Genomic DNA, 26,019 nt, shown 5'->3' on the forward strand with positions numbered 1-26,019 from the left:
TCCCTGGAACTGCCCAGGGTCTTCAAATCAAAATTGGTACGCCGCGCTCACGTTGGCGCGCCACCCGCTGTCGGCCACGCCCTGTGGCCTGCGGATCGGCTTGCCCAGGATGACTTCGACATAGCCCGAGCGGTACGCCACGCGCACGCCGCCCCCGGCGCCCGCCAATCCGTGGGACCGGCCATCGGACACGGTCGATACGCGTGCCATGTCCAGGAAGGCATAGGGCTCGTACCGCACCTCGCCGCCGAACAGCGGCGGAGCCTTCTGCCATGCCCATTCGTTGCGCCAGTAAGCGCCCCGGTCCCCGCCCTGGGCGGACTCGGCGAAGCCGCGCACGCTGCCGACCCCGCCAGCGAAGAGTTGTTCGGACGAGTACAGCGGATGGCGGCTCCATTGCCCCGCCGCGCGGGATCTCCACACCCAGGCACCCGGCAGCGGACGCTCCAGCGAGGCCGACAGCTCGGCCTTCGTGAATGCGTAGCGCGCTGCGGCGGACGGAAGGTCCGCCGGGTCGCGGTTGGCCCCCCACCATGGCAGGCCGCGCGAGACGCCGGCATCGGCCGTCCATTGGCCCATGCCCTGCTCCGTCTCGAAGCGCTGCAGGCGGTTGATGCCGACGCGCAGCACGGTCTGGTCCTGGGGCGACAGCCGCAGGTTGTTGATGGAACGCTCGGAGTCGCGCCGCGTGAGCGACACGTCGAAGGCCGTCTTGCTGATCTGGTCGCGGTCGAGCAGGTGGTTGACCGAGAGCGTGTAGCTCCTGGACCGGCCGTACACGAGCGCGGTGTCGCCCACGAGGTTCTGGTATTCCGAGATGGACGCCATGCCCGTCAGCGTGGTGTAGCCCATGGGCACCGAGAACGTGCCATAGAGCGCGTTCGTGTCCGCGCTGGTGGTGAGGCCCGCATTCAGCGACTCCATCAGGCCCAGCACGTTGCCGTTGTCCACGCCCATCTGGACCCGCAACCTGCCCGTGGTGGCCGACCCCTGGTTGTCCAGCGACAGGTTGTACCTTGCGCCCTCCCGGGGCTGGTTGACGAACTCCACGATGGAGCCGCCCGGCTGCGTGCCGGGGCGTATCTGCACCTGCACGTTGTTGCGCCGCAGGCGGTTGAGCTGATCGACCGCCTGCTCGATGTCGCGCAGGCGCAGCACGTCGCCCTCGCGCATGGGCATGGCCATGGCGATGCCAGGCCCGTCGGCGCGCGCGGCATCGACCGCGGCGCCGTTGTAGAGCAGCTTTTCGATGGTGCCCGGCACGATGGTGATGGCCAGCACCCCTTCGTGCAGGCTCTGGTTGCCCACATAGGCACGCGATGTGGTGTACCCCGCCGCGACGAGCGCCCGGCTGATGCGCTCCAGCAGCACGTTGATGTGCGCCACGCCCAGGGCCTGCCCCACGAAGGGCGCAGACACCTCGCGAAAAGCGGCCGGGGACAGCAATGGCGCTCCGTCCTGGCGGATGGTGTGGATCAGGAAAGCGGGCCCCGTGGACGGAATGTCGGACAGCGCCCGGGCGTCCGGCGTGCGCGTGGACTGCCCTGGCTGCTCGAACTGGATGTTGGCTGGCGGACCTTGCCGCAGCAGGTCGTCCCGCAGCTTCTCTTGCTGCTCACGGATGAGCTGGTCGTTGGGATCGCGCAGCGGTGGCGGCACTTGCGCGTTCGCCATCACAGGGGCGAGCGCCAGCACGCAGAGTGTGCCGCTCAGGCGGGGGAATTTCATGCCGAGCCCCTACCAGAACAAGCCGAGGTGGTTTTCCAGGCGCACCGGGTCGCGGTGCGGAGGCCGGATCACTTCGATGGCGCCATCGACGCCCTCCGAGGCCGTGAACAGCCCGCCCTCCTGCCTCGCCGCGCCCTTGAGCACCATGCGGCCTTGCTGCACGGTGAAGCTGCCGCCCTGGTCGGTCGCATACACCTGGGCCCACGTATCGCCCAACGCCGCCTTCAAACCCCGGTCGCGCAAGATCACCGTGTGCACCGGGCGGGCACGCGCCGTGATGACGGGCGCCTCCAGCACCATGCCCCGGCCGCCGAACACCTGGCCGGCATCGTTCACGATTTGCCCGCCGGCGCGGATGCTGAGGGCGTCCGCCGCCATGATCTGCCCACCCACCAGGGCCTCCGAGGAAGACGCAGTGCGCTTGCAGATGAAGAGAAAGCAGCTTTGGCGATAGGCAAATTGCCCGACGCTGTGCGCCTGGATGGTGACGTCGCTCGTGGCGGCGATGTCCACCTTGCCGCCGTTCGAGAACAGGTAGCCCCCCAGGTTGCCGAAGCTGCCCGCCGACACCGCGAGATCGCCCTGGGCCACCCAATAGGCCTGGTTGGCCGTGTCGGTCAATGCACCCATGTCCACCTGGTAGCCGCTGCGGCGCTTGAACACGCTGTGGTTTTTCCAGTCGATGCTGTCAGCCCCTGGCGTGTGAAGGGTTTCGGTGCGGACCGCGCCGGGGGTTTGCACGGTGAGCGCGCCGTTGGACACGATCCGCGCGTCCACCGAGGTGATGTCGCCGCCGGCGAACAGGCCCACGGCATCGTTGCGCCCGAAGAGGAGCGCCGTCTTCGCAGCGCCTACTGGCGTGCTGTGCTCGATGGCCCCGCCCGCCCGGAGCAGGACGGCATAGCGGCCATCGCCTTCGTCGGCCGAACGGTTCTCTCCGGAGATTTCGCCGCCCACGTTGCGAAGGGCGCCCTTGGCTTCCAGCAACGTATTGGAGCCGGCCGCCACGAGGCTGCTGCGCTCGGCCGTGTTGCGGAAGTTCATCTCGTCCGCCTGCACGTGGATCTGGCCGAGCGCCTGGATCTGGCCGCCGACCTGCTCGATCTGCCCCGTGCTCGTCAGCTGAAAATCACCGGCCGAAGCCACGAGTTGCCCGGCATTGCGCACACCGGCGCCCTGGTCCGTCACCAGGATTTCGATGCGCCCGGACGTCACCTTGGAATCCGCGCTGAGATTGAGCGCCAACGCCGAGGAAGACGCCTTGCCCGCGGTGTAATGCACCCAGGGGGTCAGGTTATCGACCGGAGACGCCGCCGTATCGAACTGGGCCAGCGATTCGCCAGCGACGATGCGCACCGTGGCGGTGGACGAGGAGAAACTGTTGGTGACCGCACCCTGGATTCCCACGGTTTTGGCCATCATTTCCAAACGGATCAGATTGCCGGAAACGCCTTGCGAATCGATTAGCAACTCGCCCTGCGTGGTGCGCACATCCACATAGCGCTGCGAATGGCCGGAAGGCTGGATTTCATCCCGCAAGCTCACGGCCCCCGTCGTCAAAGCGACGCTGCCGAAATTGAAGAAACTGCCACCGTTGACGCGAATGCCGTTTTGGTTGGCGAGAATCAGATTCGCACGCGGACCGGTCACGTCCAATGGGCCTTCGATATGCGAAGGCGCTGCCGACAATACTTCCGCCACGATGGTGCGGGCACGCACGGCATCGTTGGCGAAGGTCAGGCCCGCAGCCCCGACGTCGAAGCGGGAAAACCCGTTGTAGGACACTCCGTCCTGGGCTGCGGTGGGGGTGACCAGTGTCCGCGCACCCGGCCCGGCCTGCACTTGCACTGGGCTGGAAGGATGCGCCACCACGAGCGCCTGTGCGTGGGCCGGCAAAGGCCCTGCCCCTGCGAGCAGGCACGCCAGCGCCGCTCCCCGTGAGCCGAAGGCTCTTTTCATTGCCATATTCCCCAAGATTTCAGGGCCCGCCAGGCAGGCCACCGGGAAACCTACGGAAAGCCGACGACCACCGCAGGTTTCATTTCAATTTGAAACAATGGGGGCATCATATTCACAACATTGACGCGATTCTTACTGTGTTGCGACATAAGAACACCCGACATAAAGCCTTGCATTGTTCAACAAATCATGCAATTGCACACTACGATTTCATTGGGAATTGACTGCAATGGTGCCGTTAATGGCATCAATTGGATTCAAAAAGGCGCCATTGTTCCGATAGCAAAACGAATGAACGCCCTGGGTCGGTAAAGCACCGTTACCGGGGCCGATGAAGCACCCGCCGTTACCGGGGCCGTGAAAGGCCGGGGGGCACCAAGGCCAAAAAAAGGGGCCGTTGCGGCCCCCGTGACTTCACCATGGCACCCCGCTCACCCCCGCCGCGCCGCCTGGTACAACCCCTGCACCCGCGGCACGTTCTGCTCCAGCTCGCGGATGCGCTGCGGCCCGCTGGGGTGGGTGGAGAGAAACGCGATGCCGCCCTGGCCGGCGGTGGCCTCGCCCATCTTGCGCCACAGGCTGACCGAGGCGTCGGGGTTGTAGCCGGCACGGGCGGCCAGCTCCAGGCCCACCAGGTCGGCTTCGGTCTCGTCGCCCCGGCTGAACTTCAAGGTGATGAGCTGCGTGCCCAGGTTGGCCGCCGCGTTGCCCAGATCGCCCAGGCCCAGCAGCTGGGCGCCGAGCGACAGGCCCACGCTGGTGGCCTGGCTCTTGGCGAGGCGGGCGCGGGCGTGTTCGCGCAGCGCATGGGCCATTTCGTGGCCCATGATCATGGCGGCCTCGTCGTCGGTGAGCTTGAGCTGGTCCAGGATGCCGGTGTAGAAGGCGATCTTGCCGCCCGGCATGCAGAAGGCGTTGATCTGCTTGCTGCCGATCAGGTTGACCTCCCACTGCCACTGGCGGGCGCGGTCGTTCCACTGGGCGGTGAACGGAATCAGGCGCTGGGCGATGGCGCGCAGGCGCTGCAGCTGCGCATTGTCGGCGCCGGCCAGGGCACGCTGGGCCTTGGCCTTGCCCATCATCTCGCTGTACTGCTGGTTGGCGGCGGTCTCGATCGTCTCGGCCGGCACCAGCTTGCGCATGCCCGAGGCAGACCCCACGTCCACCTGCGCCAGCGCCGGCCCCGCGATGGCCGCCCCCGCCGCCAGCAGGAAGCCGCGCCGCGCGTTCCAGGTGCCGCCGCGCAGGCTGCAAAAACGGCAACAGGCCAGGGCGGACTCCCCCTCGGCAGAGGCGGGAACGCTGGAATCGGAGGTGGGCAGGTGCGACATGGGCGGCAGTCTAGCCGCACGGCAGGGCCCCGGTCTGTCAGCCGGAACCCATGCATGGGCGGTTTTTCCGGGGTGCTGATCCGAAGCCCGGCGGCGTCCCCTATCGCCCTATCGATCTACCTGCGCAGTTCCGCGCGGATCACCACCAGCAGGCCGAGCAGCACCAGCCCCAGGCCGCTCCAGGCCGCCAGCGGTTGACGCTCCCCGACGATCGCCACCGCCAGCACGAAAGCGGCCACCGGCTCGACCAGGGTCAGCGTGACGCTGGTGGCGCCCGCGATGTGGCGCAAGCCGCTGGAAAACGCCACGTAGGCCAGCCCGGACACCACCACGCCCAGATAGACCACCACGGCCAGCGACGGCGGGCTCCATTGCGGCACGCCGGCCAGCAGCCACGCCACCGGCAGCGCCAGCAGCGCGGCGCCGGTGAACACGCAGAAGTTGACCCACCCGGGCGTGGCCCGTGCCACCAGCCGCTTGTTCACCAGCGCGTAGCTGGCGTACGACAGGCCGGCCAGCAGGCACAGCGCGAGCCCCGGCCAGGACGGCGCGCCCGCCGCGCCCTTGCTCAGCACCATCAGCACGCCGCCGGCCACGCTGACGGCGGTGCCCAGCCACCACAGGCCGATCAGGGGCGAGCGCAGCAGCACGGCCTGGATCAGCCCGGCCCAGATCGGGCCGCTGCCGATCGCCACGGCCGTGCCCACGCCCACGCCCGTCAACTGCACGCCGGCGTAAAAGCAGATGCTGTAGCCCGCCACGCCCGCCGACGCCAGCGCCAGCCAAGGCGCGGGCAGGCGCTCCGAGAGGGCGGGAGCAGCGGTTTGGCCGAGCCGGGCGGCGCGATGGCGCGCCAGCCCGCGCGCAGCGATGAGCAGCACCGAGAAGAAGACGCTGGCCACGGCCAACTGCGCGGCCCCCACCCAAAAGGGCGAGAGGCCACCCGCGCCCAGGCTTTGCGCCGTGCCGGTGGTGCCCCAAAGGGTGGAGGCCAGCAGCACCAGAGCGATGCCGCGGGTGGATTGGGAGGAAGTCGTCATACCCGCCATGGTGTCGCGTGCGGGCAAAGCAAATGTCGAGCGACACTCGAAGTGCGGCGAAGCAGGCTATGGGCCCCATCGGCCTCCAGTGCAATGATCACTAGGGCGTATAGCTATAAAAATAATAGCAACCGATTTCAGGCGCGCAGGGCGCGTGCACCGGTGCCCCGGTCGCGGCGCAGCGCATAGGCCAGGGCGCTCGCGCTCGCGTAGCCGGTGCGCAGGGCCACGGTGTCCAGCGGCAGGCCGTTCGCCAGCTCGCGGGCGGCCATGTCCAGCCGTTCGCCGCGCAGCCACGCCTGGGGCGTACGGCCGGTCAGCGCCAGCCAGCGGGCATGAAAGCGCTGGGGGCTTAAACAACACAGCGCAGCCATGCGCGCCGTGGGCCAGTCCTCGTGCAGGGCGGCGCGCACGGCGCGCTCCAGCCGCTCCGGCGCAATGGCGCGGCGCGCGAGCACGCGCGGGGCCTGCAGGATCTGGGCGAGCCGCAGCGCGGCATCGTCGGCGGCAGCGAAGGCCCGGTATTCGGGCGCGATGGCGAAGCGCCGCACGCGCTCGACGCCGGGCTGGTCGGGCGCGTCGATCACGAACATCCGCGCGCCGGGCGGGGCCAGGAACGCGTGTGCCGTGCCGGCCGGGATCACCATGCCGCAGGTGGTGTCCACGAAGGCGGCGCGGCCCGCCACCTCCAGCTCCATGCGCCCGTGCAGCGCGTAGAGCACCTGCGCGTGGCCGTGTGCGTGCGCGGCGTGTTCGCCGCTGTAGCAGCGCACCGAGCAGGCGGGATGGAGGATGGCGGCGGGACCCATGGCGGCATCGTAGCGGCCCTGCCCGGCCCGGCTCGGTGAATCGCGCGAAGCGGTGCGGATAATCCACGCGATCCCTCCACCGCGCCTGCCCGCCCCACCCCCGATGCCCCCAGACCACGCCCCCGCCTCCGCCCCCCGCCGCAGTTGGCGCGAAGCCTGGCTCGTCTATCTCGAACCGGCCAGCCTGCGCATGCTGGCCCTGGGGTTCTCCGCCGGGCTGCCGCTGCTGCTGGTGCTGGGCACGCTGTCGTTCTGGCTGCGCGAGGCGGGCCTGGACCGCACGACCATCGGCTACCTGAGCTGGGTGGGCCTGGCCTACGCGTTCAAGTGGATGTGGGCGCCGCTGGTGGACCGCATGCCGCTGCCGCTGCTCACGCGCTGGCTGGGGCGCCGGCGCGGCTGGCTGGTGCTGTCGCAGGCGATGGTGATGGCGGGCCTCGTGGGCATGGCGTTCAACGACCCGCGCGTGGCGCTGGAGCCGCTGGTGTGGTGCGCGCTGGCCGTGGCGTTCGGCTCGGCCACGCAGGACATCGCGCTGGACGCCTTCCGCATCGAGTCGGCCGATGCCGACCGCCAGGCGGCGCTGGCCGCCACCTACCAGACGGGCTACCGCCTGGCGATGATCTGGGCCGGCGCGGGCGTGCTGTGGGTGGCCGCGCGCGCCGAGGTGCCCGGCCTGGGCGGCTACCAGCACGGCGCCTGGCAGGCCGCCTACCTGACGATGGCCGTGTCGATGCTGGTGGGCACGGCGACCGTGCTGCTGTCGCGCGAACCCGTGCCGCGCCCGCTGCCGCCCGCGCGCAACCCGGCCGAGTGGCTGCGCGGCGCGCTGGTGGACCCGTTCGCGGATTTCGTCAAACGCTACCGCTGGCAGGCGGCGCTGATCCTGGCGCTGATCGCCGTTTACCGCATCAGCGACGTGGTGATGGGCATCATGGCCAACCCGTTCTACGTGGACATGGGCTACACCAAGGACGAGGTCGCCGCGGTCACCAAGGTGTTCGGCGTGCTGATGACGCTGGCCGGCGCCTTCGTGGGCGGCGTGCTGTCCATGCGCCTGGGCGTGATGCGCGTGCTGATGCTGGGCGCGGTGCTCAGCGCGGTCAGCAACCTGCTGTTCGCCTGGCTGGGCCTGCGCGGGCACGACGTGACGGGGCTGGTCTTCGTGATTTCGGCCGACAACCTGGCGGGGGGCATCGCGTCGGCGGCGTTCATCGCCTACCTGTCCAGCCTCACCAACGTGCAGTATTCGGCCACGCAGTACGCGCTGTTCAGCTCCATGATGCTGCTGGCGCCCAAGTGGATCGCGGGGTTTTCGGGGCGCTTCGTCGATGCCTTCGGGTACACCGAGTTTTTCGTGGGCACCGCGCTGCTGGGCCTGCCGGTGCTGGTGCTGGTGGCGCTGGCTTCCAGGATCGAAACGCCTCCATGCCGTTGATTTTCATGCCGATACAGCTATTAATTCAGTAGCAAACGACGCCCGCCACGCCTGGCCGGCCTGCGCGGCCGCAAAATGGCCCGGGCAGGGTTCACGCCCCTGGTTTACCTAACTTTACGGGGACTTCAACGCAACGACGCCCCCTGGCGCGACGATGAAGCCTCCCCCAAGGACACCCGCCATGAGCTCTCAACTGTTGATGATCGAAGACGACTTCCGCCTCGCCCAGATGGTGGGGGAATACCTCGGCCAGTCGGGCCTGGAAGTGACGCACATGGCCGATGGCAAGAGCGGCATGGCGCGCCTGCAGGGGGGCGATGCGGGGCCCCTGCCCGACCTGGTGATCCTGGACCTCATGCTGCCGGACATGGACGGGCTCGAAGTGTGCCGCCGCATCCGCTCGCTGCAGGGGCCGGCGGCGCAGGTGCCGGTGCTCATGCTGACCGCCAAGGGCGACCCGATGGACCGCATCATCGGCCTGGAGCTGGGCGCCGACGACTACCTGCCCAAGCCCTTCGAGCCGCGCGAGCTGCTCGCCCGCATCCGCGCCATCCTGCGCCGGCGCACCGACGGCGGCACGCCCGCGGCGCAGGTGCTGCGCTTCGGCTCGCTGGAGATCGACCGCGACGCGCGCACCGTCACCGTGAGCGGCCAGGCGGCCGAACTCACCTCCTACCAGTTCGACCTGCTGGTGGCGCTGGCCGAACGCGCGGGCCGCGTGCTCACGCGCGACCAGATCATGGAGGCCGTGCGCGGCCGTGAGCTGGAGGCCTTCGACCGCTCCATCGACGTGCACATGGGCCGCATCCGCGCCGCGATCGAGCAGGACGCCAAGAACCCCCGCCGCATCCTCACCGTGCGCGGCGTGGGCTATGTGTTCGCCAAGCAGCAAGACTGACCCATGTCCAACCCGTTTTCCCGGCGCCTCTATCTGCGCATCTGGCTGGCCGTGGTGGTCGGCGTGGCGGTGCTCACCTTGGCCGTGGGGTGGGCCTGGCGCATCGCCTCGGACCAGAACGCGCAGACGCCCCCCACCCCGCCCGCCCGCGAGATGGTGCTGATCAACGCGCGCGGCGAGCCGGTGCTGCGCGGGCTGGCCACGCGCATCCCGAACGGGCCGGCCGAGGGACTGGAGTTCCGCGTGGAGGCCGAGGGCGGCGAGGTGTTCTCGCTGCAGATGGCGCCGCGCCCGAAGCCGCCCGGCCCCGACCGGCGCGGCGAGGTGGCGTTCTGGACGCGCCCGCCGTTCGGCTTCCTGTGGATGCTGGGCCTGGTCGGCGTGGCCGTGGCCGTGGGCGTGTTCCCCATCATCCGGCGGCTGCTGCAGCGGCTGGAGACCTTGCAGCGCGGCGTGCAGCGCTTCGGCGAAGGCGACCTGTCCGTGCGCGTGGCCGAGACCGGGCATGACGAAGTGGCCGATCTGGCGCGCCAGTTCAACGCCGCGGCCGCGCGCATCGAGACGCTCGTCAAATCCCACAAGTCGCTGCTGGCCAATGCCTCGCACGAACTGCGCTCGCCGCTCACGCGCATCCGCATGGGGCTGGAGCTGATGCAGGGCTCGGCCCCGTCCCCGGCGTTCCGCGACGAGATCCTGCGCAACATCGCCGAGCTGGACCAGCTGGTGGACGAGATCCTGCTCGCCAGCCGCCTGGATGCGCGCGAGGCGGACATGGGCACCATCGAACTGGTGGACCTGCTGGGCCTGGCGGCCGAAGAATGCGTGCGGGTGGATGCCGAGCTGGACGCCGGCGCCGCCAGCGCGGACGGCCTGGAAGTGCACGGCGTGGCCAAGCTGCTGCGCCGCGCCCTGCGCAACCTGCTGGAGAACGCCCGCCGCTACAGCCAGGGCGACATCACGGTGGGGCTGCAGCGCACCGGCACGCACGCCGAAGTGCGCGTGTGCGACCAGGGCCCCGGCGTGCCCCCGGCGCAGCGCGAGCGCATTTTCGAGCCCTTCTACCGGCTGCCCGGCGCCAGCGAGCGCGCCGGCGGCGTGGGCCTGGGGCTGGCGCTGGTGCGGTCCATCGCAGAGCGCTCGGGCGGCACGGTGCGATGCGAAGACCGCCCGGACGGCGAGAGCGGGGCCTGCTTCGTGCTGACGCTGCCCTTGGCGAATACCTGATCTGACCTGACCCCGGCCTGCCCAGGCCCACGGGCGAGGCGATGGGCCGGATGGAAGGCGGCGCCACGGCGCTGCCCCGCCATGGCGATCACATCGGTCGGGGCGGTCCACGCGCTGCGCTCCGGCACCTGTCCTGGCCCGCTCCTGTTTCGCATGGACACATCTGTTTCGCCCGATCAGCGAATTGGTCCCACCGCCCGGGTGGCATCGCCAAGCCCTTTCCCGTATGCTGCGTTCCGCCCAACGGAATACCGTGGGCATCCAGAAACTGCGGGGGCTCACGGCCCAAACCGCATCAGGGAGGTCATCCAATGAACACAGCGCACCCCATCTCCAGACGCCATCCCCCGGGCCCTTGCGGCAGCGGCCCGACCGGATAGACCCGTTGACGCCGCGCGTTCCGCCAGCGAAACGCCACCCGGCTGCGACCCTCCGACGGGTGCGGCGCGTCCACCAAGCACCACAGGTCCTGCGCTGCAGGCACCGTCCTTTGCCGCCCATCCCCCGGGATCGCAGCCCTGCGCGCCGCACCGGATGGCAACGCCCCTGGCCAGCAGCACGGTAATCCCGACGCGCCAGCGACACCCGGCGGCGCAGCCCTGTCCGCCACACCCCATCCAATTCACAGAATTTTCAACATGCCAGTCCAAGACATCCGGGTCATCCACACCCTCGGCCCCGCCGGCACCAATTGCGAAGCCGCGGCCCACGAATGGTTCAAGCGCAACGGCCGAAAAGGCGCCGTGCATCTTCACCCGACCCTGGAGATCGCGGCCGAGGAGTTGAAAGACGATCCGGCCATCGCCCTGCTGGGCTGCGTCGCCTACCCCGACCTGCACACCCTGGTGTTTTCCAACCTGAGCCGCTTCCAGATGGTGGACATCTTCGTGATGCCCACCTTCAACATGATCCTGGCGTCGCGCACCGGCGAGCCCCCGCAGACCATCTCGACCCATCCCGCGCCGCAGCGGCTGGCGCCCCCTGGCGCCCAGTTGTCCCTGGTCAACAGCAATGCGCAGGCCGCCGTGGATTGCCGGCACGGCAAGACCGAGGGGTGCATCACCACGGCCAAGGCCGCCCAATCGCTGGGGCTGAAGGTGGTGCAGGACTTCGGCCCCGTGCCGATGGGCTTCACGGTCCATGCGGCCGCCTGAGCCCCGGCCGGACCCGCCCATGCAAACCACCACCCACCGACACCCGGCCATCCCGCTGCTCACACGGCAGGTGAACGCCTTTCGCCTGCGGCAACGGTTCGACGGCAGCATCGAAAACCCCGTGGCCCAGGACCGCATCGCGCTGCAGGACATCCAGCGCACCGCCACCGCCCTGTACCAGCACTTCGGCCAGCACGGCATGGTCGAACCCTGGGCGCAGGACGTGGGGGAATGGATCGCCCAGGGGCTGGATTCGAGCCCCTGCTTCGACCGCGTCCGCGATGCCTACACGCCGCCGCCCGACGGATCGGAGAACCTGTTCATCGGCCCGGTGATCACCGCCAACGGCCCTGCCCCGCGGGGCTACCACCTTGAATGCTTCATTGCCCGGCGGGAAGACCCCGCCGAGGTCGGCGCGCTGGAACGGACCCACCCGCACCCGAAAAACAAATGCGAATCCACCCGCCTGCTGGCCGCCTCCACCGGCTTCATGGAGGGCAATTGCATCGTGTTCTTCCCGGAGAACATCCGAACCCGCAGCAAGGTCTCCAGCCAGCAATACGCCCTCTTCTTTTTCAACAAGTTCAAGAAGATCTACGACGAGATCACGGTGCGCAATACCGCGGCCATCCTCGACCCCGAGCTGGCGGCGCAATGGCTGCAGTCTTCGCACGCCCTGCCGCCCCAGGACTGCTATCGCGCGCGCTGCGTCTGGGGCTACCTGCACGACTACTACCACCACTGCGGCCCGCTGCCGCTCGACGGCCACTTGCAGCTCAAGCTCAACTGGCATGCCGGCTTGCTCGAAGAGATCAAGGTGGACAGCCAGGTGATCCTGGAATGCCTGAGCCCCGACGTGCCTTACGGCCCGTCGGTGGTCGAGTTCGTGCTGCTGGAGCGGCTGTTCCGCTACCCCGTGCAGGCGGACGTGCGCAGCAATTTCGACTCCGGCACCGGGGTGTTCCTCTTCGAATGGCTTGCAGAGCACGGCGCCATCGCCATGCAGGGAGACCGGATCACGGCCATCCGGCGGGAAGCGGTGTATGAAGCGCTGCGCCATCTGGTGGTGGAAATCGAGGCCTTCGAGCGAACGACGCTGAGCGACGAATACAGGGAAAAGGCCCGCCAGCTGGTGCACCGCTATCTGAACCCTCCGAGCCAGCCAGGCGACCGCTTCGAGATGCCGCCCCGGCTGCAGGCGTTGCTGGCCGCGGCCGGACCGTCGCACGAACTCCATTTCGCCGACCTGGCGTACTGAACGGCCCACCCCTTGTCTATTCGAGAGAAACAGCGATGAGCAATCTGGCCCAATCCATCCGCCATATCTGGCTGGATGGCGAAGTAGTGAAGGGCGAGCAAGCCCAGTTGCATGTGCTGAGCCACGGGCTTCACTATGCGCAGAGCGTGTTCGAGGGCATTCGCGTGTACGGCGGCCGCCCGTTCCGCCTGACCGAACACCACCAGCGCCTGATCGATTCGGCCCGCCTGATCGGCTTCAACCTACCGTTCGCCGTGGACGCACTGGACAGCGCGGCGCGGGACCTGATTCGCCGCGAAGGCGTGGGCACGGGCTACCTGCGGCCCGTGGCCTGGCTGGGCAGCGAAACCCTGTCCATGCTGCCCACCGGGGCCGTGCCGCACGTCGCCATCGCGGTGTGGGACTGGCCCGATGTCTTCGGGCCGCAGGCGCGCAGCCAGGGCATCGGCTTGGCGGTATCGGAATGGGTGCGCCCGGGCCCGGCCTCCAGCCCGGTACAGGCGAAGTGCGCCGGCAACTACGCGCTGGCTGTGCTGAGCCGGCATTCGGCCGCAAGGCAGGGCGCGGACGACGCGCTGCTGCTCGACGCGCAGGGCAACGTCGCGGAATCGACCGGTGCCAATCTGTTTGCCGTGCGCCACGGAGCGCTGGTCACGCCGCCCACCGACTACGTGCTGAACGGAATCACCCGGCAGGCCGTGTTCGGCATCGCGCAGGCGCTGGGCCTGCGCGTGCAGGAGCGGGTGCTTTCGCTGCGGGAGCTGTTCGCCGCCGAGGAGGTCTTTCTTTGCGGCACCGCCTACGAAATCCAGCCGGTCAGGGCCATCGACTCCCACACCTTCAAGATCGGCGAGGTCTCGCGCGCGGTGTCGGAGCATTACCGGGACATCGTAGGGGCGTGAAGCACTGGCGGCACGCCCACCGCCGCTTCCGGATCAGTTGCGCCAGGCGAGCGAGCGGGCCTCGCCCTGGATCACGGGGGCCTGGGCGTTGAGGGTCTCGCCTGCCAGCACGCGCTCGTACATGCGCAGGTAGTCGCGCGCCATGCGCTCGGCGCCGAAGTGGCGCACGGCATGGTCGTGGCAGGCCCGGGGGTCGAAGCGGTTGGCGCGCACGGCCTCGGCCAGGGCGCCGGCGTTGTCCGCCAGCACGCCGCATTCGGCGGGCACGAGTTCGGGCAGCGCGCCGTAGGGTGTCGAGAACACGGGGCAGCCGAAGTAAAGGCTCTCGATGACGGCCAGGCCGAAGGGCTCGTGCCAGCGCACCGGAAAGATCAGCCCGCGCGAGGCGTTGAGCCGCTCGGTCTTCTGCGCGCCGCCCACCATGCCGAAGAAATGGATGCGGCGCGACAGCGTCCACCGAAAGCCCCGGCGGAAGTTGATGCGGTCGCCGCCCAGCACGTCCAGCTCCACCCCGGCCAGCTTGGCCACGCGGATGGCGCCGCTCACGTTCTTCACGCGCCACGCCGCCTTGCCCAGGAAGTGGTAATGGTCGCGGGGCCGGGCGAAGTCCACGGCGCCGTAGCTTTCCCACTGCAGGCCGTTGTAGACGAACTCGGTGGAGCCGTAGCGCGCCGCATGGTCGCGCGAGAGGAACACGGTGTTGCGCGGCAGCGGCTTGGGCTTTCGGGCGTTGCCGTGTTCGGTGACGAGGTAGGGCGTGCCGATCTCGGTGCGGGGGTTGAACTGGAAGTGGGTGATGTCCACGTCGGCGGGAATCTGCGAATCCCAAGGCGCATCGGGCCGGATGGGCAGCACCGCGCCGAAGTCGCAGGTGGAGCCCTCGGGCACCAGGTAGCTCACGCGGTGGCCCAGGCGCACCAGCATCTGGCCCAGGTCCCAGATGACGCGCTCGGTGCCGCCATAGCCATAGACCGGGATCGGGGAGTTGTTGACGAGCAGCACGTGCATGGCGGAACCTTCTTGGCGGTCAGGAGGATGCGGCGGCGGCGGGCGGCAGTCCCGTGCCGGACGCCGCGGCCCGGGCGGCGCGCCGCTGCAGCGCGTCGCGCTCGCGGCCTTGCAGGATGGCCAGCACCAGCATGCACATGAACAGGTAGAACATGGTGCCGCTGTTGTGGCCCAAAAACACCTGCGTGAGCCCGAAGCCGATGTAGGCGATGGGCAGCAGCACGCCCACCAGGCGCAGGCACAGCACCTGCGGGTCCACGCCGCCCTCCTCCACGGCCCGGCACACGCGCCGGCGCGTCGGCCAGAACAGCACGAGCGGCACGGTGTAGAACAGCAGCAGCACCGCCACGCCGGGCAGGCCGCGCTTGGCGAAAATATCGAGCACCTCGTTGTGCGCATGGCTGAACTGCAGCACGAACGGGTGGGCCAGGCCGGCGGCCACGCGCCGCTGCTTTTCGGTCTCGTAGCCATAGCGGCCCCAGCCGGTGAGCGGCCGGTCGATGCCCATGGACCAGGCCAGCTTCCAGTGCGCGAGCCGCTGGCCGACCGAGCTGGCTGCATCGCCCTTCGATTCGTACTGGGTGATTTCCTGGCGCGCCTCGTCCATGCGGGTGCGCACGTCATGCGCCTTGAGCGCCATGAGCCCGGCCATGCCCGCGAGGATCAGCGCCGCCCCGGCCATCGCCAGCCGGCGCTGGCCGCAGCGGGCCTGCAGCCAGGCGCACAGGGGCAATGCCAGCGGCAGCACCAGCCAGCCACCGCGCGACTCCGACAGCAGCGAGCCTTCGAAGCCCAGCAGGATGCACACGACCCAGCCCACGCGCTGCCAGGGCGCCCAGCGGCTCCATTGCACGAGCAGCGCCGCCGAGCACATCAGGCCCAGCAGCAGGCTCAGGCCGCCGAACTGGATGGCATTGGTGTAGCCGTTGGCGCGCAGCAGGTGCAGCACGCCGGTCTGGTAGATGCCGATGAGCCCCGCGCCGCACGCGCCCGCGGCCAGCCCCCACCACAGCCAGACCGCGCGGGGCGGGTAGGCCAGCAGGTAGAAAAGGCACGGCAGCGCCAGCAGGTATTTGGACGGCCGGTCCAGGTTGGACCAGCCGCCCTGCGCGGGGTCGAAGTCGAGGGCCCAGACGAAGCCCATCGCCACGATGGAGGCGAACAGCCACCAGGCCGCGCGGCCCGGGGGGCGGCGCAGCCACACGCCGGCCGTCGCCAGGCTGCACAGCAGCAGCACCACGGCACCCCACGAATAGCCGGAGCGCAGCCACAGCGCGAGGCCGGGCACCATGAAAGCCGCCACGCCGGACAGGCGCGCGAAGGCATCCGAAGGCTTCACCGGCGCACGCTCTCGCTCAGGTGGTCGCGGTCGTACTCCAGCGCGGCATACCGGAAGAAAGCCTCCAGGGCCACGAACAGGCAGTACAGGAACCCGGCACCACCGCACAGGAAACCCAGCCGCAGCACGTAGAGCCGCACGAACATGCTGCCGCCGGAGGCCAGACCGCGCACGACGCCGCCGCGCTTGCCCAGCGCCGCGCGCTTGGCGGCGCCCAGCATGGCGTACTGCGTGAGCTTTTCCAGGCTGCCGCGCACCGTCTCGCGCGAGTGGTGCAGCAGCCGGGCGCGCATCACATGGCGCGGGGCGCCGGGCTCGGTGAGCACGGCTTCCTCGTGGACCACGCCCACGTATTCCCGCACCATGTCGCGCTTGAACAGGCGCTCGATGGCCGAGGTCGTGCGCAGGTGGCGCAGTTCGTGGCCGAAGGCCACCATGCGCCAGCGGATCTTCCACACCGCGCGCTCGCCCGAGCGCACGATGGCCTGCAGCTCTTCGCGAAAGTCGGGTGCCATCACCTCGTCCGCGTCGAGAAAGAAGATGTAGTCGCCCGTGGCATGCGCCAGCAGGCGGTTGCGCTGCACGGCAAAGCCCTGCCAGTCGGGATAGGAATGTACCTGCGCGCCCAGGCGCTGCGCTACGGCCACGGTGTCGTCCGTGCTGCCGCTGTCCACCACCACGACCTGATCGGCGAACGATGCGCTCGCCAGGCAGGCCCCGATGCGGTGGCCCTCGTTCAGCGTCAGCACCGCCACCGTGAGCGTGGGCCGTGCCGCGCCGCCGCGTTCAGCCGGCATCAATCAGTGGCCGGAATGAACGCGTTCTCCCGCCTTCAGGCGGTACACCGTGCCGCAGTAGGGGCACTTGGCTTCGCCGGTGTGGGCGACGTCCAGGTACACCTTGGGGTGCGTGTTCCAGATTTTCATGTCCGCCTTGGGGCTGGGGCAGAAGACGCCGCCCTGGGGATTGAGGTCTTTGGCGACCAGTTCGACGATGGCTTGCGACATGTTCTTCAGACCTTGGTGAGCCAGTGGGCGTATTGGGGATTGCGGCCGTTCACGATGTCGAAGAAGGCACTCTGGATCTTTTCGGTGATCGGGCCGCGCGAGCCGCTGCCGATGGCGAGGCGGTCGAGTTCGCGGATGGGCGTCACTTCGGCGGCGGTGCCGGTGAAGAAGGCCTCGTCGGCGATGTACACCTCGTCGCGGGTGATGCGCTTTTGCACCAGCTCCAGGCCCAGGTCCTTGCAGATGTGGACGATGGTGTTGCGCGTGATGCCGTTGAGCGCGCCGGCCGACAGGTCGGGCGTGTACACCACGCCGTTCTTGATGATGAAGACGTTCTCGCCCGCGCCCTCGGACACGAAGCCGGAGGCGTCCAGCAGCAGGGCCTCGTCGTAGCCGTCGTCCAGGGCCTCCATGTTGGCCAGGATCGAGTTGGTGTAGTTGCTCACCGCCTTGGCCTGCGTCATGGTGATGTTGACGTGGTGGCGCGTGTAGCTGCTGGTCTTGACGCGGATTCCGCGCTGCATGCCCTCTTCGCCCAGGTAGGCGCCCCAGGCCCAGGCCGCCACCATCAGGTGGATCTGGTTGCCCTTGGGGGACACGCCCAGCTTCTGCGAGCCGATCCAGGTCAGCGGGCGCAGGTAGCACGATTCGAGCTGGTTCTCGCGCACCACGGCCTTCTGCGCCTCGTTCACCTCGTCGCGGGTGAACGGAATGGTCATGCGCAGGATCTTGGCGCTGTTGAACAGGCGCTCGGTGTGCTCCTCGAGGCGGAAGATCGCCGTGCCGTCGGCCGTCTTGTAGGCACGCACGCCTTCGAAGGCGCCGCAGCCGTAGTGCAGCGTGTGGGTCAGCACATGGATCTTGGCGTCGCGCCAATCGACCATCTGGCCGTCCATCCATATCTTGCCGTCACGGTCGGCCATCGAGGGAGCTACGGGACTCATGGGGTTCCTTTGGAATTGCTGGAAGTCGCAAAACCGGCGATTTTACGAGTCTGCGCGGGCAGGGGCCGCCACATCCGCGGGGGCCTGGGGCGCATCCTCCTGCGGCACGGGCCGCACGAGCGCCCATTCCACCAGCTTGCCGGCCCGGAATTCGCACGTCACGTGCGACTGCGTGCCGTCGGTCCAGCGGTAGCGCTCAGGCTCCTCGCCGTCGGCCGACAGCGGCTCGCCCAGCGAACGCGTCATGGCCACCACGTGCATGAGATTGACCCCCTTGCGCAGCTTGGCATTGAGCATGACGGCGCTGCCCACGTGGCCGATGGGGCGGTCGGCCGCCTTGCGCATGACGTTCATGAGCCGGGTGAAATGCAGCAGCGCCCACATCATGAGCCCGCCCCCGACCGCCATGACGCCCTGCCAGCCGTAGGAGCGGTGGGCGGCGAAGACCAGCACCGCGATGCCGACGGGAATGAAGAGGTTGCGCAGATTCATGGGGCGAGATTGTCCTATGGCAGTCAAAGCCCCCCGGTGTGGATGGTGCGTAGGGGTTTTCAGCCCATGCCCCGCACCACTTCCATCGCCTCCTCCACCCGCTCCACCGCGTGGATGGTGATGCCCTCGATGGGCTTCTTGGGCGCATTGGCCTTGGGCACCACGGCCACGCTGAAGCCCAGCTTGGCCGCCTCCTTGAGCCGTTCCTGCCCGCGCGGGGCCGGGCGCACCTCGCCGGCCAGCCCCACTTCGCCGAAGGCAATGAACCCGCGGGGGAGTGCTTTGCCGCGCAGGCTGGAGGTGATGGACAGCATCACCGCCAGGTCGGCCGCCGGCTCGCTGATGCGCACGCCGCCCACTGCGTTAACGAACACGTCCTGGTCCATGCAGGCCACGCCGGCATGCCGGTGCAACACCGCAAGCAGCATGGCCAGGCGGTCGCGGTCCAGCCCCACCGAGAGCCGGCGCGGGCTGGGGCCGCCCTCGTCCACCAGCGCCTGGATCTCCACCAGCATGGGCCGCGTGCCCTCCAGCGTGACCAGCACGCAACTGCCGGGCACGGGCTCGCTGTGCTGGCTCAGGAAGATGGCGCTCGGGTTGGTCACGCCCTTGAGGCCCTTTTCCGTCATGGCGAACACGCCGATCTCGTTGACCGCGCCGAAGCGGTTCTTGATGGCGCGCACCAGGCGGAACTGGCTGTGCGTGTCGCCTTCGAAGTACAGCACCGTATCGACCATGTGCTCCAGCACGCGCGGGCCGGCAAGCGCCCCTTCCTTGGTGACGTGGCCCACGAGGATGATGGTCACGCCCGAGGCCTTGGCCGCCCGCGTGAGGTGCGCAGCGCATTCGCGCACCTGCGCCACCGACCCGGGGGCGCTCGTGAGCTGGTCGGAGTACACCGTCTGGATCGAGTCGATCACCGCCACGGCGGGCTGGGTGGCGTCGATGGTGGCGAGGATCTTTTCCAGCTGGATCTCGGCCAGCACGTTCACCTGGCTGTGGTCCAGGCCCAGGCGGCGAGAGCGCAGCGCCACCTGCGCGCCGCTTTCCTCGCCCGTCACGTACAGCGTGGGCAGGCCCACGCGCTGCAGCGCATCCAGCGCCTGCAGCAGCAGCGTGGATTTGCCGATGCCCGGGTCGCCGCCGATCAGCACCACGCCGCCTTCCACGATGCCGCCGCCCAGCACCCGGTCCAGTTCGTCGATGCCGCTCGGGGTGCGGGCGATGTCGGTCGCCTCGATGGCGGCCAGCGGCATCACCGCCTGGGCCTGGGCCAGGCCCGAGAACTGCGGCGCACTGAGGCGGTTCTTGCCCGGAGCGGCCTCGGCCACGGTTTCGACCAGGGTGTTCCAGGCACCGCAAGCAGGGCATTTGCCCAGCCAGCGCGGGCTGGTGCCGCCGCACTCGGAGCAGGTGAAGAGGGTTTTTTCTTTGGCCATGGCAGGGATCGGGGAACGGGGCAGCAGGGGGGATCGCAGCGGGGCAGCATGCCCGGCTGCGGGCCGGCCCGCAGCGGCCCCAAGCCGGGCGCCATCGGGGGTGCGCGGCCTGAAAGTAAGCAATTGCGATGTCAACCCTATCCTACCCCGCGCTCCCGCCAGGCTGCCTAGCATGCCCATTCCAGCGGCAGTCCGCCGCACGCCATTCAAGGAGATGAACCCATGACCCCAACCACCCAGAACGCTTCGGCCACCCCCGCCCGCCGCTGGCTCGCCGCCGCCCCGCTGATCGTCGTGTCCGCCCTGGCGCTCACCGCCTGCGACCGCAACAAGCCGGCCGACACCCCCACCAACACGGCACCCGTCACCACCCCGGCTCCGACGACCCCCGCCACGCCCACGCCTGCCACGCCGGCCACGCCTTCGCCGGACGCCGGCATGTCCTCCACCCCTTCGTCCTCCGCCCCGGCCGGCGGCGCCGTGTTCGGCGGCAGCACGCCGGCACCGGCCACCGCGGCCTCCGAGCCGGCCAGCGACGCCAAGTGATCGCGCGCTGACCGCGCCCCTGCCGCCTCCCCCGGCGCTTCCCGCGGGGAGCGCTTAACATCCACCGCTTCGCGGCCGTTCGGCCGGTCCCTGCAGAGGCGGATGTTCCGATGAAGGCATGTATCTATGGCGCGGGCGCCATCGGCGGCTGGCTCGCCGTGGCGCTGGCGCGTGCAGGCGGCGACGTGTCCATGGTGGCGCGCGGCGCCACGCGGCAGGCCCTCGATGCGCAGGGCCTGCGCCTCGTTCAACCCGATGGGTCCCAGCACGCCACGCCGGTGCGCGCGCACGACGATCCGGCCGCCCTGGGCGTGCAGGATCTCGTGGTGCTGGCCGTCAAGGCGCCGGCCCTGCCCGACGTGGCCGCCCGCATCGCGCCACTGATCGGCCCCCACACGCTGGTGCTCACGGCGATGAACGGCGTGCCGTGGTGGTTCCTCGACGGCTGCGGCGGCCCCGCGCAAGGCCAGGCGCTGCAGTCCGTGGACCCCTCGGGCGCCATGGCGCGTGCCGTGCCGGCCGGCCAGGTGATCGGCGGCGTGGTCCACACCAGTTGCTCGCTCGACGCGCCCGGGGTGGTGCGCCACCACTTCGGCAACCGGCTCATCGTGGGCGAGCCCGCAGGCGCGCCCACGCCGCGGCTGCAGGCACTGGCCGGCATGCTGCGGCGCGGCGGCATCGAGGCCGAGGTGTCCTCCCGCATCCAGCAGGACGTGTGGTTCAAGCTCTGGGGCAACCTGACGGTCAACCCCATCAGCGCGCTCACCGGCGCCACCACCGACCGCATCCTCGACGACGATCTGGTGCGCGCCTTCACGTCCGACGTGATGCGCGAGGCCAAGGCCATCGGCGAGCGGCTGGGCCTGCCGATCGACCAGCAGCCCGAAGACCGCCACGCCGTCACCCGCAAGCTCGGCGCGTTCAAGACCTCGATGCTGCAGGACGTGGAGGCCGGCAAGCCGCTGGAGATCGACGCCCTGGTGGGCGCGGTGCATGAGCTGGGCCGCCTCACCGCCGTGCCCACGCCGCACACCGACGCCCTGCTGGGCCTGGTGCGGCTGATGGCGCGGGTGCGTGGCCTGTACTGAGTGGCGCATCAAAAACCATAGCAGAACGCCCTAGCATTCATTGCCTATCAAGGCCTTTTTACCTTGAACCCCTAGGCAATCAAGCGGTGAAAGCTCCTTTTTCAATAGCAAACCCCGACTGGAACGCCCCATGTCTTCGCTGACCCTCTACTACGGCACCAGCACCTGCGCGCACGCCGTGCGCATCGCCCTGAACGAAGCCGGCGCCGAACACACCCTGGTGCGCATGGACTTCAAGGCCCAGCAGCAGCGCACGCCCGAGTACCTGGCCATCAACCCCAAGGGCCGCGTGCCGGCCCTGGTCACCGAGCACGGCGTGCTGACCGAGACGCCCGCGCTGCTGGCCTATGTGGCCCAGCGGTTCCCCGCCGCCCGGCTGGCGCCCACCGACCCCCACGGGTTCGCGCGCATGCAGGAGTTCAACAGCTACCTGGCCTCCACCGTGCATGTGGCCCACGCCCACCGGCCCCGCGCCAGCCGCTGGGCCGACGAGCCCGAGGCCATCGCCGCGATGCAGCGCAAGGTGGGCGCCAACATGACCGAGTGCTTCGATCTGATCGAACGGCAACTGGACGGCCCGTGGGTGCTGGGCGAGGCCTATTCGGTGAGCGACGGCTACCTGTTCACCGTGGGTGGATGGCTGCAAAGCGATGGCGTGGACATCGCCCGGTTCCCCAAGGTGCATGCGCACGCGCAGCGCGTGGCGGTGCGGCCGGCAGTGCAGCGGTCGATGGAGTGAGGCGGCTGGCGGCTCAGTTGACCTTCAGCAGGCGCCAGTCGATGCGGTTGTCGGCGCGGTGGATGATCTCCACCTTCTGCGAGGCGGCCCACGGGATCACCTGGTTGTACAGCGGGATGTGGGAGATGCGCTGGTGGTCCTGCACCAGCGCCTGCTCGATCAGGCTGTTGCGCGTGGCGGCGTCGGTTTCCTTCTTGATGCGCTCGATCAGCGCGTCCTGCTGCGGGTCGCTGAAGCGGCCCAGGTTGAAGTTGCCGTCGCCCCCCGCACCCGGCGAGCGGATCAGCGACTGCAGCGAATAGAACGCATCGAACGTCGGCACGCCCCAGCCCAGCAGGTAGATGCTGGCCTCGTTGCGCTGGATCATCGGAAAGTAAGTGGCGAAGGGCAGCGAGCGCAGCCTGGCTTTCACGCCCACCTTGGCCCACTGGGCCGTGATGGCCTGGCACAGCTGCTCGTCGTTGATGTAGCGGCCCGCGCTGCAGGCGAAGTCCACCTCGAAGCCCTGCGGGTAGCCGGCCTCGGCCAGCAGCTTCTGCGCGGCGGCGGGGTCGTAGGGCCAGCGCACGTCGGCCTTCGGGGTCCAGCCGTTCACCTGGCGCGCGATGATCGCGCCGGTGGGCTGGGCCAGGCCGCGCAGCACCACGCGCTGGATGGCGTTGATGTCGATGGCCTGGTAGAGGGCCTTGCGCACGCGCACGTCCTTGAGCGGGTTCTTGCCCTTGACGTTCGAGTTCTGCAGCTCGTCGCGGAACTGGTCCAGGCCCAGGAAGATGGTGCGGTTCTCGGCGCCGTCCAGCACCTTCAGCTGCGGCTGCTGGCGGATGCGGGGCACGTCCTGCAGGCTGGGGTCGAGCACGAAGTCCACCTCGCCCGACAGCAGTGCCGCCGTGCGCGTGGCGTCGGACTTGATGGGCGTATAGACCACGTCGGTCACGTTGCCGCCGAACTGGCCCTTGCCCCACCAGTGCGGGTTGGCGGCCAGCACCAGGCGCTGGTCGGGCGCCCAGGACTTGAGCACGAACGGACCCGTGCCCAGCGTGTTGCGGTGCGTGTAGGGCTCGTCGCTGGTCTTGATGTCCTTTGGCGCCGTGGCGTTGTTCTTCTCGGCCCAGGGCTTGCTCATGATGCGCAGCTCGGTCAGCTGGTTGACCAGCACCGGGTTGGGCACCTCCGAGAAGATGTCCACGGTGTGGGCATCCACCACCTCCACGCGGTCGATGCCCTGCGTATAGACGGCGTAGTTGGAGGTCTTGGCCTTGGCGCGCTCCAGCGAGAACTTCACGTCGTCGGCCGTGAGGGCGGAGCCGTCGCTGAACTTCACGCCCTGGCGCAGCGTGATGCGCAGCTGCGTGGGGCTGACCCGCTTCCAGGCGGTGGCCAGCTGCGGCTCGGGCTTGAAGGTCTTGCTGTTGTATTCGACCAGCGTTTCATACACCGCCGAATGCAGCGCGTTGTTCACGCCCACGTTCTGCGCATGGATGTCCCACGAGGACACGTCGGCCGAACGGGCGAAGCGGAAGGTGGCGGCCTGCGCGGCCAGCGGCGTGGCCACGGTGAAGGCGGCAGCGGCCAGGGTGGCCGCGAGGGAAAGCGAAAAGCGCATGGTGCAAAGGCCCTGAAGCAACGAGGAGTGCGGCCACTATGCCCGCGGCCCCCCGCGCGGCGAACGACTTTGTCGTTCTAACGTTATGCAGGCCGTGGCCGCAGGCGCCGACGTGTCAACGCGCGCGCAACTGGCGCACCGCTTCGGGCAGCGAGTGGGCCTGCGGCAGGAAGCGGTCGATGGCCGCTCCCAGCACCACCGCGCACAGCAGCGCCCCGAGCAGCGGCTTCCAGGTCAGCCGCACCGCGGCCGACAGCCAGCCGGCCCGCTCCACCCCCATCGCCGCACGCGCGGTGGCGTAAGAGAACGCCAGCTCCACCGCCACGGCCAGCAGCACGTCGAAGCCGAAGTACAGCAGCGCCAGGGCGCCTGCGCCCAGCACCACGGCCGCGCCGATGAGGAAGATGGCCACCACGGGCACGATCACCACCGCGCCTTCGTCCGCGCCGCTGGCGGCCTCCAGCGCCCCGCCGGCGATGTCGCCCAGGCCATCGCCGGCGCTACCCAGGCCGTCGCCGAAATCACCGCTCGCGCCGCCCCCACCGAAGTCGCCGCCGCCCCCGCTGCGCGGCCAGGGCGCGCGCGCGCCGCCGGAGGGCAGATCGATGTCGGGCACCAGGTCGATGCCGTCGGCCCAGCCGTTGTCGCCGCCTTCATCGCGCCGGCGGGGCGGCCGCACCAGCCAGGCCGCCCACGCACGCAGCACCAGCAGGTAGGCGATGTAGCCCACGCCCAGCGTGATGCCGTAGCGCAGCGCGAGCGAGCCCACGCCCATCACCATCTGCAGGTGCGACGTGGCCCACATCAGCGCCATCGTGAAAGCGCCGATGCACCAGCCGTGCACGTGCAGCCGGTGGCGCTGGCGCAGGGTGTGCGCCACTTCGCGGTCGGGCGCCCGCACCCGGCGCCAGGTCGAGCCCTTGCCGGGCGGGGGTGCGGACCCGCGCTGCCCGGGGCGCATCAGGCCACCGCCACGGGCACGCGCGCAGCCAGCGCGCACATCAGCTCGTAGCCCACCGTGCCGGCCGCATACGCCACGTCGTCGATCGGCAGCACCGTGCCGTTGGCGGCGCGCCCCCAGAGCGTGGCCTCGGCGCCGAAGCCCGCCTCCACGCCAGCATCGATCACAGGGGTCAGGTCCACGGTGATCATGTCCATGCTGACCCGGCCCACGACGCGCGTGCGCACGCCGTTCACCAGCACCGGCGTGCCCGTGCCGGCGTGCCGCGGGTAGCCGTCGGCATAGCCGCAGGCCACCACGCCGATGGTGAGCGGCGCATCGGCCGTGAAGGCCGAGCCATAGCCCACCGTGTCGCCGGCCTGCACGTGCTGCACGGCGATGACGCGGGCCGAGAGCGTCATCGACGGCTGCAGATCCCAATGCGCGGCCGTGTGCTCGGGGTGGTCCGCCGCGCCGCCGTAGAGCACGATGCCGGCGCGGACCCAGTCGCCGCGCACGCGCGCATCGACCGCGTGGCGCAGGGTGGCCGCGCTGTTGCACACGCTTTTCTCGCCGGGCAGGTCCTGCGTGGCCGTCTGGAAGGCGGCCATCTGGTGCGCGATGCCGCGCGGGCCGTCGGCGTCGCTGAAATGGGTCATGAACGAGATCTCGTCCACCTGCGTGAGCGCGTTGAGCCGCGCCCAGGCCGAGCGGTAGCGCTCGGGCGTGAAGCCCAGCCGGTTCATGCCGGTGTTCATCTTGAGAAAGACGCGGTGCGGCGCCTGCGTCTTGTGGGCGGCCAGCCAGTCGATCTGCTCGTCGCAATGCACCGCGTGCCACAGCCCCAGGCGCGAACACAGCTCCAGGTCGCGCGGCTCGAACACGCCCTCCAGCAGCAGGATCGGGCCGCGCCACCCGAGGGCCCGCACGCGCTCGGCCTCGGACAGGTCCAGCAGGGCGAAGCCGTCGGCCGCCCGCAGCCCCTCGAACACGCGTTCGATGCCATGGCCGTAGGCATTGGCCTTCACCACCGCCCAGGCCAGCGCGTCCGGCGCACTGGCGCGTGCGCGCCCGAGATTGTGTTGCAGTGCAGCAGTGTGGATGGTGGCTTGGATGGGACGCGGCATGGG

Annotated in this window: 24 protein-coding genes; 9 read left to right on the plus strand and 15 right to left on the minus strand. The window is 69.5% G+C overall.

The genetic code is table 11. The annotated features are described in order from the left end of the window. Nucleotides 1–27 precede the first annotated feature (27 nt). From M5C98_RS22655 to M5C98_RS22675, 5 genes are all read right to left on the minus strand, one after another. Nucleotides 28–1,728: a ShlB/FhaC/HecB family hemolysin secretion/activation protein gene (locus tag M5C98_RS22655; RefSeq protein ID WP_272549745.1), complete on the minus strand. Its 1,701-nt coding sequence runs from the start codon at nt 1,726–1,728 to the stop codon at nt 28–30. A gap of 9 nt (nt 1,729–1,737) precedes the next feature. Beyond that, nucleotides 1,738–3,687 (minus strand): filamentous hemagglutinin N-terminal domain-containing protein, encoded by a 1,950-nt coding sequence (locus tag M5C98_RS22660; RefSeq protein WP_272549746.1) that lies wholly within the window; start codon nt 3,685–3,687, stop codon nt 1,738–1,740. Nucleotides 3,688–4,118: 431 nt separating this feature from the next. Next, nucleotides 4,119–5,018: a M48 family metallopeptidase gene (locus M5C98_RS22665; protein WP_272549747.1), complete on the minus strand. Its 900-nt coding sequence runs from the start codon at nt 5,016–5,018 to the stop codon at nt 4,119–4,121. 116 nt (nt 5,019–5,134) lie between these two features. Beyond that, the gene (locus M5C98_RS22670) at nt 5,135–6,067 is read right to left on the minus strand and encodes a DMT family transporter (protein WP_272549748.1); all 933 of its coding nucleotides are present in this window, start codon (nt 6,065–6,067) and stop codon (nt 5,135–5,137) included. Nucleotides 6,068–6,195: 128 nt separating this feature from the next. After that, a complete protein-coding gene (locus M5C98_RS22675) occupies nt 6,196–6,867 on the minus strand; it encodes a helix-turn-helix domain-containing protein (RefSeq protein WP_272549749.1) in 672 nt (223 codons plus the stop codon). 103 nt (nt 6,868–6,970) lie between these two features. On the opposite strand from M5C98_RS22675, the gene M5C98_RS22680 reads away from it, so the two are divergent. The 6 genes from M5C98_RS22680 to M5C98_RS22705 all read left to right on the plus strand — a co-directional run bounded on the left by M5C98_RS22680 (nt 6,971) and on the right by M5C98_RS22705 (nt 13,741). Beyond that, the gene (locus M5C98_RS22680) at nt 6,971–8,305 is read left to right on the plus strand and encodes an AmpG family muropeptide MFS transporter (protein ID WP_272549750.1); all 1,335 of its coding nucleotides are present in this window, start codon (nt 6,971–6,973) and stop codon (nt 8,303–8,305) included. A gap of 181 nt (nt 8,306–8,486) precedes the next feature. Next, the gene (locus M5C98_RS22685; protein WP_272549751.1) at nt 8,487–9,203 is read left to right on the plus strand and encodes a response regulator transcription factor; all 717 of its coding nucleotides are present in this window, start codon (nt 8,487–8,489) and stop codon (nt 9,201–9,203) included. 3 nt (nt 9,204–9,206) lie between these two features. Beyond that, nucleotides 9,207–10,427, plus strand: a complete 1,221-nt coding sequence (locus M5C98_RS22690) for a HAMP domain-containing sensor histidine kinase (protein WP_272549752.1) — start codon at nt 9,207–9,209, stop codon at nt 10,425–10,427. A 638-nt stretch (nt 10,428–11,065) separates the two neighbouring features. Continuing rightward, nucleotides 11,066–11,581, plus strand: coding sequence for a hypothetical protein (locus tag M5C98_RS22695; protein WP_272549753.1), 516 nt, complete (start codon nt 11,066–11,068; stop codon nt 11,579–11,581). A gap of 19 nt (nt 11,582–11,600) precedes the next feature. Then, nucleotides 11,601–12,839 (plus strand): DUF6421 family protein, encoded by a 1,239-nt coding sequence (locus M5C98_RS22700; protein ID WP_272549754.1) that lies wholly within the window; start codon nt 11,601–11,603, stop codon nt 12,837–12,839. Between the two features lie 35 nt (nt 12,840–12,874). Beyond that, complete coding sequence (locus tag M5C98_RS22705; protein ID WP_272549755.1) at nt 12,875–13,741, plus strand: branched-chain amino acid transaminase; 867 nt, start codon at nt 12,875–12,877, stop codon at nt 13,739–13,741. 33 nt (nt 13,742–13,774) lie between these two features. Here M5C98_RS22705 and M5C98_RS22710 read toward each other — a convergent pair whose 3' ends face one another. From M5C98_RS22710 to radA, 7 genes are read right to left on the minus strand one after another with little or no spacing between them, the layout of a single operon-like run. Next, nucleotides 13,775–14,749 (minus strand): glycosyltransferase, encoded by a 975-nt coding sequence (locus tag M5C98_RS22710; RefSeq protein ID WP_272549756.1) that lies wholly within the window; start codon nt 14,747–14,749, stop codon nt 13,775–13,777. A gap of 19 nt (nt 14,750–14,768) precedes the next feature. Further along, a complete protein-coding gene (locus M5C98_RS22715) occupies nt 14,769–16,088 on the minus strand; it encodes an O-antigen ligase family protein (RefSeq protein WP_272549758.1) in 1,320 nt (439 codons plus the stop codon). Beyond that, complete coding sequence (locus tag M5C98_RS22720; protein ID WP_272549759.1) at nt 16,085–16,885, minus strand: glycosyltransferase family 2 protein; 801 nt, start codon at nt 16,883–16,885, stop codon at nt 16,085–16,087. Before M5C98_RS22720 ends, M5C98_RS22715 begins: the two co-directional genes overlap by 4 nt. Before the next feature lie 3 nt (nt 16,886–16,888). Continuing rightward, nucleotides 16,889–17,095 carry a zinc-finger domain-containing protein gene (locus M5C98_RS22725; protein WP_272549760.1) on the minus strand — a complete coding sequence of 69 codons (207 nt, stop codon included), beginning with the start codon at nt 17,093–17,095 and terminating at the stop codon, nt 16,889–16,891. A 5-nt stretch (nt 17,096–17,100) separates the two neighbouring features. Further along, nucleotides 17,101–18,039, minus strand: a complete 939-nt coding sequence (locus tag M5C98_RS22730; RefSeq protein ID WP_092744587.1) for a branched-chain amino acid transaminase — start codon at nt 18,037–18,039, stop codon at nt 17,101–17,103. Nucleotides 18,040–18,081: 42 nt separating this feature from the next. Continuing rightward, complete coding sequence (locus tag M5C98_RS22735) at nt 18,082–18,531, minus strand: glycerate kinase (RefSeq protein ID WP_272549761.1); 450 nt, start codon at nt 18,529–18,531, stop codon at nt 18,082–18,084. Between the two features lie 59 nt (nt 18,532–18,590). Further along, complete coding sequence (radA, locus tag M5C98_RS22740) at nt 18,591–19,970, minus strand: DNA repair protein RadA (RefSeq protein WP_272549763.1); 1,380 nt, start codon at nt 19,968–19,970, stop codon at nt 18,591–18,593. Between the two features lie 222 nt (nt 19,971–20,192). Here radA and M5C98_RS22745 point away from each other — a divergent pair, with 222 nt between their 5' ends. The 3 genes from M5C98_RS22745 to M5C98_RS22755 all read left to right on the plus strand — a co-directional run bounded on the left by M5C98_RS22745 (nt 20,193) and on the right by M5C98_RS22755 (nt 22,343). Beyond that, nucleotides 20,193–20,516, plus strand: coding sequence for a hypothetical protein (locus M5C98_RS22745; RefSeq protein WP_272549764.1), 324 nt, complete (start codon nt 20,193–20,195; stop codon nt 20,514–20,516). Between the two features lie 110 nt (nt 20,517–20,626). Next, nucleotides 20,627–21,604: a 2-dehydropantoate 2-reductase gene (locus M5C98_RS22750; RefSeq protein ID WP_272549766.1), complete on the plus strand. Its 978-nt coding sequence runs from the start codon at nt 20,627–20,629 to the stop codon at nt 21,602–21,604. 130 nt (nt 21,605–21,734) lie between these two features. Next, nucleotides 21,735–22,343: a glutathione S-transferase family protein gene (locus M5C98_RS22755; protein WP_272549767.1), complete on the plus strand. Its 609-nt coding sequence runs from the start codon at nt 21,735–21,737 to the stop codon at nt 22,341–22,343. A gap of 13 nt (nt 22,344–22,356) precedes the next feature. On the opposite strand, the gene M5C98_RS22760 is transcribed toward M5C98_RS22755, so the two are convergent. From M5C98_RS22760 to alr, 3 genes are all read right to left on the minus strand, one after another. Further along, nucleotides 22,357–23,949 (minus strand): ABC transporter substrate-binding protein, encoded by a 1,593-nt coding sequence (locus tag M5C98_RS22760; protein WP_272549768.1) that lies wholly within the window; start codon nt 23,947–23,949, stop codon nt 22,357–22,359. Nucleotides 23,950–24,064: 115 nt separating this feature from the next. Next, a complete protein-coding gene (locus tag M5C98_RS22765) occupies nt 24,065–24,910 on the minus strand; it encodes a hypothetical protein (RefSeq protein ID WP_272549769.1) in 846 nt (281 codons plus the stop codon). Further along, the gene (gene alr / locus M5C98_RS22770) at nt 24,910–26,016 is read right to left on the minus strand and encodes an alanine racemase (RefSeq protein ID WP_272549770.1); all 1,107 of its coding nucleotides are present in this window, start codon (nt 26,014–26,016) and stop codon (nt 24,910–24,912) included. Before alr ends, M5C98_RS22765 begins: the two co-directional genes overlap by 1 nt. Nucleotides 26,017–26,019: the final 3 nt, after the last annotated feature.

This window comes from Acidovorax sp. NCPPB 3576 (assembly GCF_028473605.1).
GTDB lineage: Bacteria > Pseudomonadota > Gammaproteobacteria > Burkholderiales > Burkholderiaceae_C > Paracidovorax.